Annotated in this window: 17 protein-coding genes and 1 tRNA gene; 5 read left to right on the plus strand and 13 right to left on the minus strand. The window is 71.4% G+C overall.

All coding sequences use genetic code 11. From position 1 onward, the window contains the following. Positions 1-55: 55 nt before the first annotated feature. Positions 56-1,723, plus strand: a complete 1,668-nt coding sequence (locus KUG38_RS03900; RefSeq protein ID WP_216919173.1) for a Ppx/GppA phosphatase family protein — start codon at positions 56-58, stop codon at positions 1,721-1,723. Here KUG38_RS03900 and KUG38_RS03905 read toward each other — a convergent pair. The 8 genes from KUG38_RS03905 to petC all read right to left on the minus strand — a co-directional run bounded on the left by KUG38_RS03905 (position 1,698) and on the right by petC (position 7,291). Next, positions 1,698-2,498, minus strand: coding sequence for a helix-turn-helix domain-containing protein (locus tag KUG38_RS03905; RefSeq protein WP_216919175.1), 801 nt, complete (start codon positions 2,496-2,498; stop codon positions 1,698-1,700). The two genes, KUG38_RS03900 and KUG38_RS03905, sit on opposite strands and share 26 nt — an antisense overlap. Positions 2,499-2,608: 110 nt before the next feature. Next, a tRNA-Val gene (locus KUG38_RS03910) sits at positions 2,609-2,680 on the minus strand. 120 nt (positions 2,681-2,800) lie between these two features. After that, positions 2,801-3,454: a hypothetical protein gene (locus KUG38_RS03915; protein WP_216919177.1), complete on the minus strand. Its 654-nt coding sequence runs from the start codon at positions 3,452-3,454 to the stop codon at positions 2,801-2,803. Positions 3,455-3,536: 82 nt separating this feature from the next. Then, positions 3,537-4,118 (minus strand): alpha-ketoglutarate-dependent dioxygenase AlkB family protein, encoded by a 582-nt coding sequence (locus KUG38_RS03920; RefSeq protein WP_216919179.1) that lies wholly within the window; start codon positions 4,116-4,118, stop codon positions 3,537-3,539. After that, entirely contained in the window at positions 4,115-4,879 is a 765-nt protein-coding gene (gene cobM, locus KUG38_RS03925; RefSeq protein WP_216919181.1) for a precorrin-4 C(11)-methyltransferase, read from the minus strand. Before cobM ends, KUG38_RS03920 begins: the two co-directional genes overlap by 4 nt. After that, positions 4,876-5,736, minus strand: a complete 861-nt coding sequence (gene lgt, locus KUG38_RS03930) for a prolipoprotein diacylglyceryl transferase (protein ID WP_216919292.1) — start codon at positions 5,734-5,736, stop codon at positions 4,876-4,878. The genes cobM and lgt overlap by 4 nt, the downstream gene beginning before the upstream one ends. Then, complete coding sequence (gene petA / locus KUG38_RS03935; RefSeq protein ID WP_216919183.1) at positions 5,733-6,674, minus strand: cytochrome f; 942 nt, start codon at positions 6,672-6,674, stop codon at positions 5,733-5,735. The genes lgt and petA overlap by 4 nt, the downstream gene beginning before the upstream one ends. 56 nt (positions 6,675-6,730) lie before the next feature. After that, positions 6,731-7,291 carry a cytochrome b6-f complex iron-sulfur subunit gene (gene petC / locus KUG38_RS03940; RefSeq protein WP_094584860.1) on the minus strand — a complete coding sequence of 187 codons (561 nt, stop codon included), beginning with the start codon at positions 7,289-7,291 and terminating at the stop codon, positions 6,731-6,733. 126 nt (positions 7,292-7,417) lie between these two features. Here petC and KUG38_RS03945 point away from each other — a divergent pair, with 126 nt between their 5' ends. Then, positions 7,418-7,747 carry a DUF3067 family protein gene (locus KUG38_RS03945; RefSeq protein WP_286195596.1) on the plus strand — a complete coding sequence of 110 codons (330 nt, stop codon included), beginning with the start codon at positions 7,418-7,420 and terminating at the stop codon, positions 7,745-7,747. A 22-nt stretch (positions 7,748-7,769) separates the two neighbouring features. Here the strand turns inward: KUG38_RS03945 and tatC are convergent, their stop codons facing one another. Continuing rightward, positions 7,770-8,534 (minus strand): twin-arginine translocase subunit TatC, encoded by a 765-nt coding sequence (gene tatC, locus KUG38_RS03950; protein WP_216919186.1) that lies wholly within the window; start codon positions 8,532-8,534, stop codon positions 7,770-7,772. Next, complete coding sequence (locus tag KUG38_RS03955; RefSeq protein ID WP_216919188.1) at positions 8,531-10,240, minus strand: Rqc2 family fibronectin-binding protein; 1,710 nt, start codon at positions 10,238-10,240, stop codon at positions 8,531-8,533. The genes tatC and KUG38_RS03955 overlap by 4 nt, the downstream gene beginning before the upstream one ends. 60 nt (positions 10,241-10,300) lie before the next feature. On the opposite strand from KUG38_RS03955, the gene gmk reads away from it, so the two are divergent. Beyond that, a complete protein-coding gene (gene gmk / locus KUG38_RS03960) occupies positions 10,301-10,876 on the plus strand; it encodes a guanylate kinase (protein ID WP_216919190.1) in 576 nt (191 codons plus the stop codon). 90 nt (positions 10,877-10,966) lie between these two features. Here gmk and KUG38_RS03965 read toward each other — a convergent pair whose 3' ends face one another. Together KUG38_RS03965 and KUG38_RS03970 are read right to left on the minus strand one after the other, a co-directional pair. Next, a complete protein-coding gene (locus tag KUG38_RS03965; protein WP_094584856.1) occupies positions 10,967-11,077 on the minus strand; it encodes a Photosystem I reaction center subunit IX in 111 nt (36 codons plus the stop codon). A gap of 11 nt (positions 11,078-11,088) precedes the next feature. Continuing rightward, positions 11,089-11,598 carry a Photosystem I reaction center subunit III gene (locus KUG38_RS03970; protein WP_094584855.1) on the minus strand — a complete coding sequence of 170 codons (510 nt, stop codon included), beginning with the start codon at positions 11,596-11,598 and terminating at the stop codon, positions 11,089-11,091. Positions 11,599-11,671: 73 nt separating this feature from the next. On the opposite strand from KUG38_RS03970, the gene tsaD reads away from it, so the two are divergent. Then, positions 11,672-12,727 carry a tRNA (adenosine(37)-N6)-threonylcarbamoyltransferase complex transferase subunit TsaD gene (gene tsaD / locus KUG38_RS03975; RefSeq protein ID WP_216919193.1) on the plus strand — a complete coding sequence of 352 codons (1,056 nt, stop codon included), beginning with the start codon at positions 11,672-11,674 and terminating at the stop codon, positions 12,725-12,727. Between the two features lie 39 nt (positions 12,728-12,766). Next, positions 12,767-12,964 carry a high light inducible protein gene (locus KUG38_RS03980; protein WP_094584853.1) on the plus strand — a complete coding sequence of 66 codons (198 nt, stop codon included), beginning with the start codon at positions 12,767-12,769 and terminating at the stop codon, positions 12,962-12,964. A 56-nt stretch (positions 12,965-13,020) separates the two neighbouring features. On the opposite strand, the gene KUG38_RS03985 is transcribed toward KUG38_RS03980, so the two are convergent. Further along, entirely contained in the window at positions 13,021-14,106 is a 1,086-nt protein-coding gene (locus KUG38_RS03985; RefSeq protein ID WP_286195598.1) for a type IV pilus twitching motility protein PilT, read from the minus strand. Between the last annotated feature and the right edge of the window lie 238 nt (positions 14,107-14,344).

Below are 14,344 nucleotides of genomic sequence, written 5' to 3' on the forward strand. Positions count from 1 at the left end.
ATCCGGAGCGTCGCCCGGTGGCAAAGTGGCGCCGCCGCCGCCCGGGCCGACCCCCATGCCCCCGATCCCCGATCCGGCGTCAGCCGCGTTGGCTTCGGTCCCCGCCACCACCACGGGTGGGGAACGGCGGGTGGCGGCCATCGACATCGGCACCAATTCCATCCACCTGCTGGTGGCGGCGATCGACCCGGTCCTGGGCAGCTTCTCGGTGGTGGTGGCGGAGAAGTCCACCACCCGGCTGGGGGAGAGGGATCCGGAAACGGGTGACCTCACCCCCGAGGCGATCGAGCGCGCCTACCTCACCCTTCGCCACTGCCGCGACCTGGCCACCAGCCACGGGGTGGAGCAGATCGTCACCGCCGCCACCAGCGCCGTGCGGGAGGCCCCGAACGGCCGGGCCTTCCTGCAGGGCCTGCAGGACCAGCTGGGGCTGGTGGTGGACCTGGTCAGCGGGCCGGAGGAGGCCCGGCTGATCTACCTGGGGGTGCTTTCCGGCCTGTCCTTCGGCGACCAGCCCTATTTCATCCTGGACATCGGCGGCGGCTCCACCGAGCTGGTGCTCGCCGACGGCCGCGATGCCCGCGCCCTGACCAGCACCCGCATCGGGGCGGTGCGGCTGCAGCGGGAGTTCTGCCGGGAGGATCCCCTGACGCCGGCCCGCCGGGGCTTCCTCGAGGCCTACATCCAGGGGGCGATGGATCCGGCCGTCGCCGAGGTGAAGCGGGAGCTGCGGCCGGGGGAGAAGCCCGTCCTGGTGGCCACCAGCGGCACCGCCATGGCGATGGCGGCCCTGGCCTCCGCCCAGGATCCCAATCCGCCCCTGAAGCTCGACGGCTATCGCCTCGGCCGGGCCCGCCTGGACGAGATCGTCGAGCGCCTGGTGGCGATGACCCCGGACCAGCGCCGGGCCCTCACCGCCATCAACGAACGCCGGGCCGAGATCATCGTCCCCGGCGCCCTGATCCTCCAGACCACCATGGAGATCCTCCAGGTCCGGGAACTGGTGGTCTGCGAGCGGGCCCTGCGGGAGGGCCTGATCGTCGATTGGATGCTGCGCAACGGCCTGCTGGTCGACCGCTTCACCTTCCAGAGCACGATCCGCCGCCGCACCGTGCTGCATCTGTCCCGCACCTACGGGGTGGACACGGGCCGGGCCGACCGGGTGGCCAGCCATGCCATGAGCCTCTACGACCAGACCCGGGGGCTGCTCCACGATGACGACGGCGAGGGCCGCGCCCTGCTGTGGGCGGCGGCCCAGCTGCATGCCTGCGGCAAGCACGTCAACATCGCCGCCTACCACAAGCACACCTGGTACCTGATCCGCCATGGGGAGCTGCTGGGGTACTCCGAGGCCGAGCACCTGATGGTGGCGGCGATCGCCCGCTATCACCGCCGCAGCCTGCCCAAGAAGCGCCACGAGTCGTGGCAGCTGATCGAAGCCGGCCAGCACCGTCACACCGTGTTCACGATGGCCCTGCTGCTGCGGCTGGCCGCCGCCCTCGACCGCAGGCCCGCCCCCGGCATCGCCGCGATCACCGTGTCAGCGGACACCGACCGGGCCCATCAGCCCCGTGGCTTCACCATCGGCCTGCAGGCCGGACCTCCGGAGGCCGGGGAGCCGCCCCTGGATCTCAGCCTGGAGGAGTGGAGCCTCCGCTCGTGCGCGGATCTGGTGCTGGAGGCCACGGGCCTGCGGCTCACGGTGACGCAGGCGTCGCCCTGAAGGTGCGCCAGACCACCTGATCGATCCTCCCGAGGGTCTGGGGCGCCAGGCTGCCGGCGCTGGCCGTCACCAGGTCGGGCCGGCCGGCCAGGACCCGCAGACCGCTGCCCAGGGGGAAGCGCTTCTCACCGGTGAAGGTGCCGCGGAAGAGGGTCTCCCCGGCGGCCGTGCGCACCTCCAGCCAGCTGGGCTGGCGGCTCTCCAGCAGCAGCTGATCCGGCGCCGGCTGGGGTGCCGCCGCTGCAGGGGCCGGTGCGGCGGGCTGGCCGGAGGCGGTGGGTTGGCCGGAGGCCGTGGCCTGCCCGGGGGACGCCGCCGGTGAGGGGACCAGGCCCTTCAGGGCCGCCACCGCGACGGCACCGCCCCCCAGGAGGACCAGGACCGCCCACAACCAGCCGGGGGGGCCGCTGCGGCGGGCGGGGGCCGTCGCCGTCAGGACCTTTCGCTGCAGGGGCCGGGCGGCAGGCTTGCGCCCCACCCGCATCAGGCGGCTGTTCTGCAGATCGCTGATCTGCTGGCTCACGTCGATCCCCAGGGCGCCCGCCACCCGCTTGGCCTGGGCCACCACGAAGACCGCCTCCGGCAGGTGCCGGTGGTCGCCGGTCTCGAGGGCCATCAGCTGTTCGCTTCCCAGCCGCAGGCGGTCGGCCAGGTCCTCCAGGCTCAGACCCTGGCCACGGCGGGCCGTGGCCAGCCGTTCGCCCAGCTCGACCAGTTCCGGGATGGGAGCGCTCCAGTCCTCTGCGGCCATGGTCGCGGCAGGAGATTCGGGCAAGGGCAGTGTCTCCTGAAGCGCTGCGTAGCCAGCAGTATGACGAGCGGTCCGGATCGAGACCAGCACCCGTCGCTGGGGACCTTACCGGTACAGAAACCGGAGGAAAGACATGGGCGATACTGGATTCGAACCAGTGACCCCTTCCGTGTGAAGGAAGTGCGCTACCGCTGTGCTAATCGCCCGTCGTTGCGGCCGACACCTCTTCGACACTGAAAGTGGGTCTTTCTGCGGCTGAGAGTTTCGGCCCGGCCCGTTGGCCAGAACCCTCCTACACGGTCGCCGAACTCACTGTCAAATGCCGGCTAGCTGCTGCAGCCAGTGCGCAGACGTCCGACCGCCACGGGATTGAATTCGATGCTCGCTGGCCCGGTGAACAGATCGGGCTGCAGGTCCCTCAGGGCCTGGGCGTCCCGGTTGAGGCGGTCCTGGGCGGCGGTGATGCGGGCATCCCGCCGCTGGAGCCACCGGGCCCGCTCGCCGGCCACCTGCTGCTCCCAGGCCCCGAGGGCCTCCTCGTAGCGTTCGCGGTCGAGGCGCTGGTCCTCCGGGCGGTACCGGGATTCCCTGCCGTCGTCCAGGGGCTGGGGGGGCGCCACGCTGGGGCGGAAGGGGGTGTTGCGGGCCGCCGCCAGCTCCTGTTCGGCGCTGCGCAAGGACTCCATCAGGGTGGCGATCCTCCCCTGGCGTCGGCGGCAGGCGTCAAGGGCCTCGCGCCGGGCGGCCGCCGCCTTCTCCATCGCCGCCCGCTCCATCGCCAGGCTGCGGTCCGTGCCGGGCAGGCAGCGGAGGTAGCTCAGGGCCGCCGTTAGCGGATTTCCGGCGGCGGCGCTGAGCCGGCGGCAGCGCTCCCGGCCGGCCTCACTCACCCCGGCCCCCTGGCAGCCGCCGGCCAGCAGGGTCAGGCCCAGCAGCACCGGCAGCAACGGCCGGACTCGGCTTCCACGGGAACTGGCCATCGCCCTCGAAACGCCCCTCGGAGGCACACCGCATCCATTGTCGCCACCGCCCCGGCGCTCCGATGGCCGACGCAGCCGCCCCCTACGGCGGCACTCGCACCACCCGGAAGGTCAGGTTGAGCCGGGGGGCGCCCACCTTCAGCCGCCGCGGCAGTCCGTGCTGCCAGTGGCGCTGGGTGGGCGGGTCCATCAGCAGCAGGTCCCCGTGGCCCAGTTCCACCGCCATGGTCGGGGCGGAGCCGCGCTGGCGGGGGCGGAAGCGCAGGGTGCGGCTCGCCCCCAGGCTCACGGAGGCGATCGGTGCCCCAGGGTCGAGCTCGGCCTCGTCATCGGCGTGCCAGCCCATGGCATCGCGGCCATCGCGGTAGAGATTCAGCAGCAGGGAATTGAAGTCCCCCATCGCGGCCTCCCCCACACGCCGGCGGATGGCGCCGGTGAGGGGGGTCCAGGGCTCGATGGCGTTCTGCAGCCCGGAGTAGCGGTAGCCGCAGCCCGGGTCGGCCATCCAGCAGGTGAGGCGGGGCATGGCGTGGCGGCGGCCGTAGACGGTGATGGACTCCTGCTTCCAGGGCACCTCCTCCAGCAGCGTCCGCAGCCAGCCATCGGCCTCCGCGGCCCCCACCCAACCCCGCCAGTGGCGCAGGCGGGGGGCCGCCGCCGTCACTCGGCGCCGCCGCGGAACAGGTGGTTGTGGCTGGCGGAATAGAGCAGGGAACGGGCCCCGTCGGCGTCCCGCAGGGCCGGACTCACCACGTAGAGGGTGGTGCGGATCAGGTTCCGCTCACGGCTGACCCGGGCCATCGCCTCGAGGGGCACCACCGTGAGCCACTGGTCGGGCCAGCTGACCCGGTAGCCGATGGCCACGGGGGTGTCCGCCGGGTAGTGCTGCAGCAGCTCCCCCTGCACCTCCTCCACATGGCGGGCGCTCAGGTACAGGCACAGGGAGGCCTGCAGGGCGGCGAGCCGGGCCAGGGATTCCCGCTCCGGCGTGCCGGTGCGTCCGCCCGCCCGGCTCAGCACGATCGTCTGCACCCGGCCAGGGATGGTCAGCTCGGCCCCCAGGGCGGCGGCGGTGGCCTGGTAGGCGCTCAGGCCCGGCACCACCTCCACGGCCAGCCCGGCGTCGGCCAACCGGCAGATCTGCTCCTGCAGGGCGCCGTAGAGGCAGGGATCGCCGTCATGGAGGCGCACCACCCGCTGCCCCGCCTGGGCCCGCTCCAGCACCACGGCCATCACCTCCTCGAGGGTGAGGGTGCTGGTGCGGACGCTCTCGCACCCCGGCGGCGCCAGGGCGGCGATCTGGGGATTCACCAGGGAGTCGGTCCAGACCAGCACCTGGGCCGATTCGATGGCCCGCGCGGCCCGGAGGGTGAGCAGGTCCGGGGCGCCGGGACCGGCTCCCACGATCTGGACGGTGGCTGTCATGCGGTCAGGCCGGAGGGGTCGGGGAGGGGACGGCGGAAGCGGTAGAGCCAGAGCAGACCCGCACCCCCCAGCAGGATCAGCAGCAGGCTCATCAGCTGGGCCATGCGCAGGCCGCCGCTGCAGAAGGGGGGCTGGGAGAACAGGCAGAGGGGATCGAGCCGCAGCCCCTCGATCCAGAGGCGGCCGCTGCTGTAGGCCATGAGGTAGACGCAGCTCAGGGCACCGGCCGGCAGCCGCAGGCGGCCGCTGCCGCCAAGGCGGAACAGGACCAGCAGCAGGGCGCAGACCCCCAGGTTCCAGAGCGACTCGTACAGGAAGGTGGGGTGGAACGACGCCTGATCAAGGAACTCCGGCGGCCGGTTGGCCATGGGAATCGTCAGGGCCCAGGGGAGGTTGGTGGGCAGGCCGAAGGCCTCGGAGTTGAAGAAGTTGCCCCAGCGCCCGATGGCCTGGCCCAGGGCCACGGCGGGCACGAGCACATCCAGCAGCGGCCAGAAGGCCTGGCGGCGCCAGCGGCAGAAGAGCACGGTCACCAGCGTGCCGCCGATCAGGGCACCGTGGATGGCGATGCCGCCGCGCCAGATGGCGAAGACATCGGACCAGTCACTGCGGTACTGGCGCCATTCCAGTGCCACGTAGTAGATCCGGGCACCCACGACGGCCCCGAGCACCAGCAGGGGCAGCAGGTCGGCGATCAGGGCCGGGTCGATGCCCCTGAGGCGGCCCAGCCGGGTGGCCAGCAGCAGACCAAGGAGAACCGCCAGGGCGATGAGCAGGCCGTACCAGCGAACGGAGACGGGACCCAGCTGGAAGATCAGGGGTCCCGGAGAGGTGAAGAGGCCGAGAGGAAGGCTCAGAAGCCCTCCGCCGCCTGGACCTTCTCCACCTGGCGCTTCTTGAGCACCAGCATGATCTGGGCGAGGGCCACGGCGGCGAAGAAGGCCAGCAGGCCGTAGATGCGCACCGGGTTCTGAAGCACCACCTCGGCGTCGATCTGGCCGAAGCCACCGACGTTGGGATCGTTGGTGATCGGGGCGCCGGCCTCGACGGCGTCGCCGATGGCGACGGTCAGGGTGGGCCCGGCGGGAACCATCTCGGTGACGCTTCCGGCGGCGCCGGTGATCTCCACCACGGTGGCGCCGTTGGCGTCGGTGCTGATGGCGCTGACCGTGCCGGCCGCCGGGGCGGTGTAGACGGTGTTGTTGGTCTTCTCACCCTCGGGGGTCACCTGGCCGCGGCCACGGTTGGCTCCGACGTGGACCTGGTACTTGCCGAAGTGGATGGCGCTGTCGGTGGCCGGGTCGGGAGAGAGGATCGGGAAGACGATCTCCTGGTGCTGGTCACCGGGAAGGGGGCCCACCAGCAGGATGTTGGGCTGGTCGTCGCTGTACTGGGTGTAGTAGATGCCGGCGGTCTCCTCCTTGAGCTCGTCGCTGAGGCGGTCCTGGGGGGCCAGGGTGAAGCCGTCGGGGAGCATCACCACCGCGCCGACGTTCAGGCCGGCGGGGCTGCCGTTACCGGAGACCTGCTGCACCGAGGTGTCGTAGGGGATTTCGACCACCGCCTTGAACACCGTGTCGGGGAACACCGCCTGGGGCACCTCCACCCGGGTGGCCTTCTTGGCCAGGTGGCAGTTGGCGCAGACGATCTTGCCCGTGGCCTCACGCGGCGTGGCGTAGTTCTGCTGGGCCCAGAAGGGGTAGGCCCAGCTGGGGCTGGCCCCCAGGAGCACCACGCCCAGCGAGAGGCTGACGGTGAGCAGGGTGCCGAACAGGGGGGAGAGGAAGCGGCGCATGGGGGTGGAGGTGGCGGGCGTCGGAGAGGAGAACGGGGAGGGGATTCAGGCGCCGATCAGGCCCACCAGGCCTTTTCGCCCGTGCGGAAATCGGTTTCGGTCCACTGGCTGAGGAACACGTTGTCGTTCTCGACGCTGACGTGGGCCAGGGCCAGGGAGAGGGGCGCCGGACCGCGCACCACCTTGCCGGTGGCGTCGTACTGGCTGCCGTGGCAGGGGCAGATGAAGCGGTTGGCGCCGCTGTTCCAGGGCACCACGCAGCCCAGGTGGGTGCAGATGGCGTTGATGCCGTAGTCGCCGATGGCCTCGCCGCCTTCGACCAGCAGGTAGGTGGGGTCACCCTTGAGACCCTGCACCAGGCTGCGGTCACCCTCCTTGTGGGTGGCCAGCCAGCCGGTGGCGGTGACGCTGTTGCCCAGTTCGTCCTTGGCGGTGACGCCGCCACCGCTGCCCGCGGCCTTGGGCGGAATGAAGTAGTTGACGACCGGGTAGAGGGCACCCAGGGCCACCCCCGTGACGGAGCCGAAGGTCAGCAGGTTCATGAACTGGCGGCGGCCCATGCCGGGCACGTCACCAGAGGCACCGCCGTTCGAAGAGGCCGCAGGGATCTGGGTCATAGGGAACGGCGCGGTGTGACCGATTGACGTGGCGCCCATTATGAACCTTGCCCTTCCCGCCCCGGGTCCGAGCCGCACCCGGCGGAGACCGGCTGCAACATGCTGTTGTGGAGTGCGCCGTCCGCCATGACCTCACCGGAACCGCTGCGGCGGGAGGAACTGCTGGAGCTGCTGCGCAGCCGCTGGCAGGCCTCCTATGACCTGCAGCTGGTCCAGCGTCGCGGCCGCCTCTATCTCCATGTGATGTGGGGCTATCTCGAGCAGCAGTCGTTCCCGCTCACCCCCGAGGCCTACGAGGCGCACCTCGAGGAGCTGGTGGGCTCCCTCAACGGCCTCGGGGTGGCGTCCCAGGTGCGCCAGTGGCTGCGGACCACCAACGACAAGCCCCGGCTGGGCAAGGCCCTGTCCCTGCCCCTGGAGCTGCCGGCGGGGCGCGCCAGCGAGTTCATGCTCTGAGGCCCGGACGGGGGCCGGCCGTTCAGGTGGAGGGGGAGGGCCGCAGCCCCTCGGCCAGGGCCACCAGGGCCACCCCCAGCAGATAGAGCGCCGTGATCGCGCCCGTGAGCAGCAGCATCGTGATCGGGTCGGTGGAGGGGGTCAGCACCGCCCCGGCCAGGGCCGCCACCAGCACCACCCAGCGCCAGGCGCCCAGCATGGTGCGCCAGTCGATCAGCCCCAGGGCGCCGAGCAGCAGCTGCAGCACCGGCAGCTGGAAGGCCAGGGCCGTGGCCACCATCAGCAGCAGCACGAAGTCGAGATAGCGCTCGATCGACCAGATCGGCTCCACCACATCGGCCCCGTAGGACACCAGGAAGCGCAGGGCCGCCGGCACCAGGGCCCACCAGGCGAAGGCCAGACCGGCCGCGAACAGCACCGTCGAGCCGGCGACGGCGGGGGCCACCAGCCGCCGCTCCCGCCGGGTCAGCCCCGGCAGCACGAAGGCCAGAACCTCGAAGATCACGTAGGGCAGGGCCAGGGTGAGCCCCGCATAGCCGGCCACCTTCAGCGACACGAACAGGAATTCACCCGGGGCCAGCTGCAGGAAGCGGATCCCCTCGGCCGGCACCTCCAGCAGCCGCACCAGGGGCCGCACCGCCAGCAGGCAGGCGGCGGCGCCGACCACCACGGCCAGCAGGCTGCGAAGCACCCGCCGGCGGAGCTCCTCGAGGTGCTCCACCAGGCTCATGTGAACCTCGCCGGGGAACTCGCCGGGGAAGGTGTCCTCGGGGATGGGGTCGCTCATGGCTGTTCCGTTCCCGGCAGCCTAGGGGGCGCGGCCAGCAGAACTGCGGCCCGTTCGGGCACCGCCCACAGCACCTCGCCCCCCCGGTGACGCACCGTGCCGGGGCCGGCGCCGGCGATGCGCTGCAGATCCGTGGTCGGCACCATCACCACCGGCACCCGGCCGTTGGCCCGGCCGCGGCTGAAGTGGGCCGCCAGGTCGGCCGCCTCCCGCAGGTCCGCGTCGCTGGGGGTGCCCTCCGAGCCCTTGAGCACCACGTGGCTGCCCGGACACTCCTGGGCATGGAACCAGAGGTCGCCGCGCCGGGCCTGCTGCAGGCTGATCCATTCGTTCTGGCGATGGTTGCGGCCCACCTGCAGCCGCAGGCCACCGCTGCTGCGCAGCTCCAGCGGGGCCGGAGCGCCCCCGGCCGCCCCGCGTCGGACCCGCCGGGACGGCCCCGGCCCCTGGCCCTCCCGGGCGGGCAGCAGGACGGGGAGGTCCTCCTCCACGGCGGCCAGCTGGGCCCCGTTTTCCGCCTGTTCCAGGAAGGTGAGACTGGCTTCGATGGCGGCCAGCCGCTGCTGATGCAGCTCCAGCCGCGGGGTGATCGCGGCGACGGAACGGCGCAGCTTGCGGGCCCGGCGGTACAGCCGCTGGGCTTCGTCGATCTCCTCCCGCGACGGCGACGGCAGGCTGAGCAGTCCGTCCGCCCGGCGCTGCATCGCGTCACTGCCGGGCACGGCCTCCAGCAGGACCTGCTGCTGCTCGGCGTTGCGGCGCTCCCGGGCCGCGGCGTTTAGCAGCCGCTGCCGCAGGCTCGCCCGCCGCTGCTCCAGCTCCCGGCTCCCCAGGCGAGCGGCGTAGTAGCCCGCCAGTCCCCGGTTGATCGCCCAGTCGTCGTCGTCGGCGGCGGTCGGCGTCCCTTCGGGGTCCCAGCAGCGGTAGTCGCTGGGGCCGCCCCAGCCCAGCTGGAAGCGCCCCTCGGCCACCGTCTCCAGCCAGAGCCGCCAGCGGTGCCAGAGTCGCTGCCACGCCTCCTCCTCCAGGCTCTGCACCGGCCGGGCCAGCCCGTCCTGCGTCAGCTGGCGGGCCAGGGTCGGGCCGATCCCCTGGTAGGCGCCCATCAGGGCCTCGCCGACGGTCTGGGGCAGGAGGCCGAGGCGCCGCCGCCAGGAGGCGACCTCCTCCTCCAGCCGGGGCGGTTCGCCGGCCATGGGCGGTGGCGGCTGGTAGGGATCGCCGGTGCCGATCGGCCGCAGCCGCGACCGGTCCTGGCGCACCTGGCGGGCCAGGGCGATCACCCGCTGGTCTTCGTCGAGCAGGAACAGGTTGCTGTGGCGCCCCATCAGCTCCAGCACCAGCTGCCTCCGGATCGGCTCGCCGGGCCTGGGGGCGAAGCCCAGGGTCACCACCCGCTCCCAGCCCTGCTGCTCCAGGCTCACCAGGGCCAGGCCCCGCAGGCCGTGCTGCAGCTGCTGGGCCAGGGTGCTGCCCTCCCCCTGCTTCAGGGGCGGCTCGACCACCAGCAGGCGCGGGGCCTCCGCCAGCCAGCTGAGCTCCAGCCAGAGGGTGCCCCGCAGGCTGCGGAGGCCCAGCTGCAGACGATGGGCATCGGGCTGCTGGGCCTTTTCGAAACGGCTGGGCAGCAGGCCGCGGCGCATCTCGGCCAGCACGGCGCGCAGGCTGGTCACATCCATGGTCTGGATGGACGGGGATGGGGCCATCGCCTCCTCTGTCGCCTCAGAGCGGTCCACCCCTACTGTGCGCCCCAGCGCCAGTCATCCATGGACTCCCCCCCCTCCAGCGGCCGGCTCACGGTGATCACCGGCCCCAGCGGGGTGGGCAAGGGGACCCTCGTGGCCCGGCTGCTGCAGCGGCACCCCGCCCTGTGGCTTTCGGTCTCGGCCACCACCCGCTCGCCCCGTCCCGGTGAGATCGACGGGCAGCACTACTTCTTCCTGACGCGCCCCGCCTTCGAGGCCCAGGTGGCCGGCGGGGGCTTCCTGGAGTGGGCCGAGTTCGCGGGCCACCTCTACGGCACCCCCCGGCCCCCGGTGGAGGCCCAGCTCGCCCAGGGGCGTCCGGTGCTGCTGGAGATCGAGCTGGAGGGCGCCCGCCAGGTCAGGCGCACCTTTCCGGCGGCCTTTCAGCTGCTGATCAAGCCGCCCAGCTTCGAGGAACTGGAGCGCCGCATCCGCGGCCGTGGGACTGACAGCGAGGAGGCGATCACGCGGCGGCTGGCGCGGGCACGCCAGGAGCTCACCGCCGAGGCGGAGTTCGATGCCGTGCTGGTCAACGGCGACCTTGACGTGGCCCTGCAGGAACTGGAGCGGCTGCTGGGATTTGGCGACGCCGTCTGACAGCACCGCCTGGGTCATGCCGCCATGAAAAAAGCGGCCCGTACAAGGGCCGCTGGGTGGAGTCGATCAGACTTGCTGCTGACTTCAGGGTCAGTGGATGATCAGATCCGGGAAGAAGCGGAAGACCTCGATCGTGATGCCGGCGGTGAGGGTGAACCAGACGGCGGCGACGACGGGAGCGGTGGTGAGGAATTTCTTCATGGCTCTTGGAATCAGCGGGGGGAAACGGTGACTTTGGAGTCGGATTCCACCAGGGCTCCGCTGGTGAACTCCTTGAGGGCTGCCAGGGGCCAGACGGCAGCGGCCAGGGTGGTCTTGAAGGCCAGGGGCAGATCGATCTGGATTTCACGCATGGTGGCGTCCTTGCTGCCGCGGATGGCGATCAGATAGCCACGGCCGGCCCAGCCGATCGTGCCGGCGATGTACAGAAAGAGGAGGCCGGGAATCGTGAAGTCACCGGCGTGGCTCCAGCGGCCATCCGTGATCAGGTGGGGCAGGCCATCGGTGCCACACAGGGCCTCCCCGTAATACGCGAAGCGGGCCTTGGCCTGATCCGTTTTCGCAGCGGCGGCGCGCTGCTGGAAGCGGGGGGTCTCGCTGCAGGGGGTGAGTCCGCCGATGTCGGCCCGGGCCGAGGGGGCGAAGCCGAAGAGCAGGAACACGGACGCCACCAGGGCGAAGGCCCGGATGGCGAAGGAACGACTGGAGAGAAGACGGCGCATGGAGAGGGGCCGCGGGGGAACTGCCGCGGGGCAGGATGGCTCGTGCGGACAGTAGGGGAGCTCCCCAGGGAGCATGCGCACGGTTCTGGCCCTCGAAACAAGTTGTGACGAGTCAGCGGCGGCGATCGTGGCCGGTCGGCGGGTGCTGGCGGGGGCCGTGGCCTCCCAGATGGAGGAGCACGCCCGCTGGGGCGGGGTGGTGCCGGAGATCGCCTCGCGCCGCCACGTGGAGGCGCTGCCGGCCCTGATCGCCCGGGTGCTGGAGGAGAGCGGTCTGGCGATGGCTGATCTCGATGCCGTCGCCGCCACGGTCGCCCCCGGCCTGGCCGGGGCCCTGCTGGTGGGGTCGGTCACGGCCCGCACCCTGGCGCGGCTGCATGGCAAGCCCTTCCTGGGGGTGCACCACCTGGAGGGGCATCTGTGCTCGGTGCACCTGGGCGATCCCCTGCCGGCGGGTCCGTACCTCGTGCTGCTGGTCAGCGGCGGCCACACCGAGCTGATCCGCGTCGATGGTCCCGGGGCCTACACCCGCCTGGGCCGCAGCCGCGACGATGCGGCCGGCGAGTGCTTCGACAAGGTGGCCCGGCTGCTCGGGCTGGGCTATCCGGGCGGGCCCGCCATCGAGGCGGCGGCAGCCGGTGGCGACCCCGGTCGTTTCCGCTTTCCCAAGGGGAGGGTCTCCCTTCCCGAGGGGGGCTTCCATCCCTACGACTTCAGCTTCAGCGGCCTCAAGACGGCGGTGCTGCGCCAGGTGCAGCGGCTCGCCGGCGAGGGCGTTCCCCTGCCCGTGGCCGACCTGGCGGCGAGCTTCGAGCAGGGGGTGGCCGAGGTGCTGGTGGAGCGCAGCTGCCGCTGTGCCGTCGAGGCGGGCCTGGAGACGGTGGTGCTGGTGGGGGGCGTGGCCGCCAACCGGCGCCTGCGCCGCCTGATGGCGGAGGCGACCGCAGCCCGCGGTCTCTCCTGGCGCGTCGCGCCCCTGGCCTACTGCACCGACAACGCCGCCATGGTGGGCCTGGCGGCGGTCGAGCGGCTCGAGGCGGGGGGGCGCAGTGGGATCAGCCTGGGGGTGGCGGCCCGGCTCCCCCTGGAGCAGGCCGGCGCCCTCTATGCGCCACAGCCACCCTTTTGATGCCCTTAAGGTGGGTAGATCGCCTTACCGACTGGCCCCATGGCCCCCGCGAACCCCCTGCCCATTGAGCAGGGCGAAACTTCCCTCATCGACACGGAACCCGTGTCCCAGCAGGAACTCAACGCCTGGCGCCGTGGTTTCACCCCCCAGGCCGAGATCTGGAACGGCCGTCTGGCGATGCTCGGCCTTTCCGTGGGCCTCGGAGTTCTGCTGCTGGTGCGTCTGGCCGGCGGCTGAGCTCCGGCCCGTTTCCCAGCGATCCCACGGTCCTGAGCCTTCCGAAAACCTGCTGTTCAGGTCCGCCCGCGCATCGTCTGGGCCAGCTCGCTGGGCCTGAGGCTGGCGGCGAGAGCATCTTCCGCATGGACCCTGCCGGAGGACACCAGATTGGCCAGATACTGGTTGGAGGTGATCATGCCGTCGAAACCGCTGCGGGCCATGATCGATTCGATCTCATCGAGATTGGCCCGCATGATGTAGTCCTTGCAGGCATCGGTGTTGATGAAGACGTCGTGGTACGACGCCCGTTTGCCATCCACCGTCTTGATCAGGCCCTGGGAGATCACCCCCAGCAACGAATCAGCCACCGATCGCCGGATGATCTCCTGTTCGTCGGGGGGATACATTCCCAGCATCCGCTCGACGGAGCGCACGGCCGAGTTGGTGTGCAGGGTGCCCAGCAGCAGGTGTCCGGTCTGGGACGCTTCGATCGCCGTGGTGAGGGTGTCCTGGTCGCGGATCTCCCCCACCAGGATCACATCCGGATCCTCCCGGAGCGCGGCGCGGAGGGCCGTCTTGAAGTGGCGGGTGTGGCTGCCCAGTTCCCGCTGGCGGATCAGGGACTGGCGGCTCTGGTGCACGAATTCGACCGGATCCTCGATGGTGAGGATGTGGCGCTTCATCGTGCGGTTGATGTGGTCGATCACCGCGGCCAGGGTGGTGCTCTTGCCTGAGCCCGTGGGGCCGGTGACCAGGAGCATGCCCTTGGGACGCTGGGCCAGATCCTTGAGCACCGGCGGCAGGTTGAGCTCGTCGATGGTGGGAATGGCCTGGGGAATCAGCCGCAGGACCATCGCCGGACCCTGCAGCGATTCGAGCAGGTTGATCCGCACCCGCACGAAACCGAAGGCGTAGGAGCCGTCGTATTCCTTCTGCTGAAAGAACCGGTCGATCTGGGCCGGCTCCAGGATCTCCCGCAGCCAGTCGCGGAAGGTGTTGCCATCGGTGACGCCCAGACCGGCCAGGATCATGTCGCCGCGGCTGCGGAACCGGGGCTGCTCACCGACGCCGAGGTGGATGTCGGAGAAATTCCGTTCGAAGGCCACCCGAACGATCTGCTCGAGCGTCGCCGGGGCTCCACCATCGTCCGACATCGGCATGCCCTGGGCAGAAAGGGCAGCCCCTGTCTGGAGGCTCACAGGGGGGGGCGGTGGTGGGGCCTGGGGCATGGAGGAACGCGGCTGGAGCGCGGGGCGGTCCCGCTGGTCGATGGCGTTGGTCGAATGAGGCGGGCGAATTCGCCGACACGAATGTGACGCTCCGGGGGGATCCTAGGGGCGGATTCGCATCCATGGACCGGGGTGACGACCGGCGCCCCGCCTGGCCGGGGAGTGGCGA

It is taken from the genome of Synechococcus sp. CCAP 1479/9, assembly GCF_019038535.1.
GTDB lineage: Bacteria > Cyanobacteriota > Cyanobacteriia > PCC-6307 > Cyanobiaceae > Cyanobium.

Bases quoted from the DNA above. Each gene is read 5' to 3' on its own strand.
- KUG38_RS03980 (WP_094584853.1), top strand. From the start codon at position 12,767: ATGGCCCCCGCGAACCCCCTGCCCATTGAGCAGGGCGAAACTTCCCTC.
- KUG38_RS03985 (WP_286195598.1), bottom strand. From the start codon at position 14,106: ATGCCGATGTCGGACGATGGTGGAGCCCCGGCGACGCTCGAGCAGATC.
- tsaD (WP_216919193.1), top strand. From the start codon at position 11,672: ATGCGCACGGTTCTGGCCCTCGAAACAAGTTGTGACGAGTCAGCGGCG.
- petC (WP_094584860.1), bottom strand. From the start codon at position 7,291: ATGACCCAGATCCCTGCGGCCTCTTCGAACGGCGGTGCCTCTGGTGAC.
- KUG38_RS03945 (WP_286195596.1), top strand. From the start codon at position 7,418: ATGACCTCACCGGAACCGCTGCGGCGGGAGGAACTGCTGGAGCTGCTG.
- tatC (WP_216919186.1), bottom strand. From the start codon at position 8,534: ATGAGCGACCCCATCCCCGAGGACACCTTCCCCGGCGAGTTCCCCGGC.
- KUG38_RS03955 (WP_216919188.1), bottom strand. From the start codon at position 10,240: ATGGCCCCATCCCCGTCCATCCAGACCATGGATGTGACCAGCCTGCGC.
- petA (WP_216919183.1), bottom strand. From the start codon at position 6,674: ATGCGCCGCTTCCTCTCCCCCCTGTTCGGCACCCTGCTCACCGTCAGC.
- gmk (WP_216919190.1), top strand. From the start codon at position 10,301: ATGGACTCCCCCCCCTCCAGCGGCCGGCTCACGGTGATCACCGGCCCC.
- KUG38_RS03970 (WP_094584855.1), bottom strand. From the start codon at position 11,598: ATGCGCCGTCTTCTCTCCAGTCGTTCCTTCGCCATCCGGGCCTTCGCC.
- KUG38_RS03965 (WP_094584856.1), bottom strand. From the start codon at position 11,077: ATGAAGAAATTCCTCACCACCGCTCCCGTCGTCGCCGCCGTCTGGTTC.
- KUG38_RS03900 (WP_216919173.1), top strand. From the start codon at position 56: ATGCCCCCGATCCCCGATCCGGCGTCAGCCGCGTTGGCTTCGGTCCCC.
- KUG38_RS03915 (WP_216919177.1), bottom strand. From the start codon at position 3,454: ATGGCCAGTTCCCGTGGAAGCCGAGTCCGGCCGTTGCTGCCGGTGCTG.
- cobM (WP_216919181.1), bottom strand. From the start codon at position 4,879: ATGACAGCCACCGTCCAGATCGTGGGAGCCGGTCCCGGCGCCCCGGAC.